At 42.2% G+C, this 4,063-nt stretch carries 2 protein-coding genes and 3 pseudogenes; 2 read left to right on the top strand and 3 right to left on the bottom strand.

Features of this window, described 5'->3' with window-relative positions:
- Nucleotides 1-26: 26 nt before the first annotated feature.
- Both DP117_RS33820 and DP117_RS33825 read left to right on the top strand, forming a co-directional pair.
- A complete protein-coding gene (locus DP117_RS33820; RefSeq protein ID WP_339381157.1) occupies nucleotides 27-1,133 on the top strand; it encodes a group II intron maturase-specific domain-containing protein in 1,107 nt (368 codons plus the stop codon).
- 9 nt (nucleotides 1,134-1,142) lie between these two features.
- Nucleotides 1,143-1,727: pseudogene (locus DP117_RS33825) on the top strand (group II intron maturase-specific domain-containing protein); the annotation flags it as partial.
- An 88-nt stretch (nucleotides 1,728-1,815) separates the two neighbouring features.
- On the opposite strand, the pseudogene DP117_RS36810 reads toward DP117_RS33825, so the two are convergent.
- From DP117_RS36810 to DP117_RS33835, 3 genes and pseudogenes are all read right to left on the bottom strand, one after another.
- A pseudogene (locus tag DP117_RS36810) lies at nucleotides 1,816-1,950 on the bottom strand (RNA-guided endonuclease TnpB family protein); the annotation flags it as partial.
- A gap of 374 nt (nucleotides 1,951-2,324) precedes the next feature.
- Nucleotides 2,325-2,813: pseudogene (locus tag DP117_RS33830) on the bottom strand (HNH endonuclease); the annotation flags it as partial.
- Between the two features lie 115 nt (nucleotides 2,814-2,928).
- On the bottom strand, nucleotides 2,929-4,041 hold the full coding sequence (locus DP117_RS33835; protein ID WP_339381158.1) for a group II intron maturase-specific domain-containing protein: 1,113 nt from the start codon (nucleotides 4,039-4,041) through the stop codon (nucleotides 2,929-2,931).
- Nucleotides 4,042-4,063 lie beyond the last annotated feature (22 nt).

Raw genomic sequence — 4,063 nt, forward strand, 5'->3', positions numbered from 1 at the left:
AAACACGCAAGTCGTGAGGTTTGAAGGTGCGCTCCGTCCCTACTCTATTAAGTCCACTACTATCCAATATAGCCCTTCATGGAATGGAAACAATACTGAACGAATGGGTGAAAACCTGGAAAGGATGCAAAAGAGACAATCTTGACTCTTTTTCATTTATCAGATATGCTGACGATTTTGTCTGCATTCATAAATCCAAAGAAGTTATAGAAAAGGCTAGAGAAATTCTTGAAACTTTTCTAGAACCAATTGGACTTCAATTAAAATCTGAAAAGACCCAAATAGTTCATACACTGCAAGGAGACAAACCAGGTTTTGACTTTTTAGGATTCAATATCCGGCAATACAAGGTCAATAATCAAAAAAGAGGCTATAAAACCTTAATTAAACCTTCCAAAAAGTCCATTAAGAAGCACTATGAGGCAATAGCTAACGTAGTGCGTAATCATAAAACGGCTAAACAGGAAAATCTGATAATCGCTCTTAATCCTATAATCCGAGGATGGTGCAATTATCATTCAACAGGAGTAAGCAAAGTAGCTTTTGCTCGGTTAGACCATTTAACCTACTGTCTACTTAAAAGATGGAGTAAACGTCGTCATCCCAACAAATCAAAAACTTGGTTGAACGACAAGTACTACCATTCTGAAGCATCTCCATTAGGTTCGAGAAATTGGGTCTTCAAGGAAGGAAAGGAAACCTTAATAACTCATGCAGATACTCCCATAGTTCGTCACATCAAAGTCAAAGGAAGTAAATCTTTCTTCGACGGTGATAACGTTTACTGGGCTACCAGACTAGGAAGAAGCATAGATTTAAGAAAAAATGAAGCCACTTTACTAAAGAAACAAAAAGGCAAATGCAACCATTGTGGTGCGTTATTTAAAGAAGGAGATTTATGGGAAATAGACCATATTAAACCATTATCTAATGGTGGGTCTAACTCATACACTAATCTTCAACTATTACACGCCCACTGTCATGACCAAAAGACAAAACAAGATGGTTTAAATTGTCACAAATCCCACAAGCAAGGTACTCCAGACAAGAGTCAAGTAGGAGAGGAGCCGTATGAGGCAAAAGTTTCACGTCCGGTTCTGAAGACGAGCGGTTCTCGTGAGATAACCGCTTAGTTTAACGAATTTAAAGTGCAAGAAAACGGGAAGTTCAGAACTTACCCATCAAAAAGCAACCACAAAGCATTCAAGGAAAAAGTCAAAGAAATAATCAACTGCTCAAACTATGGCTCTGAGGAAAAAGCGAGATTACTCGCCCCCTTAGTTAGAGGATGGAGACAATACCACCAGCATTGCACAATGACTGGTGCAAAACACTCGCTCTGGTTCATAAGAAACAGAGCATTCAAAGTGTTTAACAAGGAATCCAAAAACAACAGATGCAGCACTGCTGCACTAGTTGATAAAGCATTCCCACCCGTGCCATGCTCAGTAAATGGGCATGTAAACGTCACAGGCACTAAATCACCATATGACGGAGATTTAGCCTATTGGAGCAAGCGCAACAGCAAACTCTACGACGGCGAAACCTCTAAAGCCCTAAGAAGGCAAAACCATGCATGTGGTCATTGCGGATTAAAGATGCTCGGTGAAGAACAAGTACATCTACACCACATCGACGGCAATCATAACAACTGGAAAACTAAAAACCTTCTAGCGATACATGAAAGCTGTCACGACTATATCCACATGAGCAAGGGTAAACCCTAGAACATCGGTCCCCGGATGCACCGAAAGGGGCACGTCCGGATCGCGCCTGGGAGGTGCGCGGAATAATATCCGCCATCGACCCAACCAAGTACTCTAGATAACTCCGAAACTGTCTCCATCCAGCATCATTAATGCTTTTTGCTAGATGATGGTTACGCACCATATTTTTAACCTGCAAGTTTTCGTAGACCACTAAGTCGTTAGACCGCATGACGTGACGCGCCGCTTCATTATACTTACTCAAAGTTGGTCAACCTAGCCCCGCAGGGGGCGCTACGCAAAGGCAAAATGCCCAACTCGAATACTCGTTTTTGATCGTAGTTGCCATGTTTGGTTGGGCATTTTGCCACCTCAAAGCCGGATATAACCTCTACCGAGTAAATAAGGTTGACAAACTTTGAGCAGGATTTTCCCAGCCCTTGATTTGGCGTGTTCGGTACGTTTTCTACTTATCTGCAAGTGTTTGCGTGCGTATCGGTTTCGAGCTTTCTTTCTTCCGTTCTTACCTTTCTGGTAGAGTCGAGAGGAGGTATTATCCTCCGTCCCTCTCTGTTAGTTCCGGACGTGCCCGTTTCCGTGCATCCGGGGACCGATGTTCTAGGGTTTCCCCTTGCTCATGTGTATGTAGTCGTGACAACTTTCATGTGTGGCTAGAAGGTTCTTTGCTTTCCAATTTTGGTGATTGCCGTCTACGTGATGTAGGTGGACTGTTTCACCTGGTAGCATCTTCATGCCACAGTATCCACATGCATGGTTTTGCTTTTTAAGAGCTTTAGAGGTTGCACCATCGTAGAGTTTACTATTACGCTCACTCCAATAGGTGATGTCTCCGTCGAAAGGTGATTTTGTACCTTGGACGTTAACGTGTTTATTCTCGGAGTAAGGAACTGCTGGGAATGCTTCATTAAGTAAAGTTTTACTTGAATGTCGGTTATTCTTGGCTTCCTTGTTGAATACCTTGTAAGTTCTCTTTTGGATGAAGTATAGCGAGTTGCGCGTTCCATTCATCTTACAGAATTTGTGGTAATTCCTCCATCCTCTAACCAACGGTGCCAGCTTTTCAGCTTTTCCCTTGGAGCCATAGTCGGGTAAGGTGTTGGTGTCGCCACCAGCTTGATACAGGTCATCCGGGGTTGGACTATTGTTGTCAAGTTTTACACCTCCCCTAAGAACCGGACTTGACACTTTCGCATCATCCGGCTCAAGCCTCAGTAACTACCCAATTCTCACCTGTAGGTTCGGTTTTTTCCTTTTTGGACTTCTTAGTATGCGTTATTTTGTGACAGGCTTCATGCATCCAAGTCAGGTTTTCCAGTTCTTCTGTGCCATCAGAATTAATAGGGATAATATGATGTAGATGAAGTGGTTCTCCATTGTGGATGTGTTCGCCACATACTGGACATTTGTAGCCTTGTTTCAGTGCTATTTTCTGGTATTTGCTATTGTCAGCAAATATGAAATTGCCTGTGGACATAGCTCTTTGGGACCAGTATTTTACCAAGGTCGGGTCATCTTTGGAATTTGTGCCAGCCACCTTAACATGTCTCACGATTGGGACGGTAGCGGCTTTGAAAAGTGATAAAACTTTTTCTTTACTTCTACGGTCTTTAGTGAAGGTTAGAAAGTCCCATTTTTTATAAGCTGGGTGTTGTATACCGATATTGAAGTATTTTCTAACAACTTCTTTACGGTTTAAGCTGACGTGCTTTTTACGTGCCCATTTATAAAGAGCTTCCCATATTTTACTGTCAAAGTAACTGAGGACTTTTTTGGAACAGGCAGTTCTGTAGTAGTTAGCAAATCCCCTGATAATAGGGTTGAGGTAGTTTATCACGGATTCAGCGGATGCATTAACATTGTCCTTGAGCCATTTTCTGATTTCTTGCAGTTTGCCGAGAACTTTTTCTTTTTCGGGTTTGATGATGGTTTTCCCATCATATTTCCGAATGTTAAAGCCGAGATAGTTAGTGCCTTGTTCGACATGTCGTATCTGGGTTTTCTCAAGATTGAGTTCCAACCCTCTTGTTTTAAGTAGGGCAGTTATATGAGGTATAACTGCTGACATACATTCAGCGTTGGGGGCTGTAACTATGAAATCGTCGGCGTACCTGATGAAACCGAATGGTCGTCTGTATTCAGTACAAAGTACCCTTGGTTTTCCCTTATTTTTACCTTGTTTGTTGAGAACGAGGTCCCCATTTTTGTCTTTCTTGTAGTGTTCAATTTTGTAGGTTAATCCGTTTAGATGTTTCTCAATTCCATCTAAGGCGATGTTAGCTAGGAGTGGAGAAAATAGAGTAGGGACGGAGCGCACCTTCAAACCTCACGACTTGCGT

The organism is Brasilonema sp. UFV-L1 (assembly GCF_012912105.1).
In the GTDB taxonomy this organism is placed as follows: Bacteria; Cyanobacteriota; Cyanobacteriia; order Cyanobacteriales; family Nostocaceae; genus Brasilonema.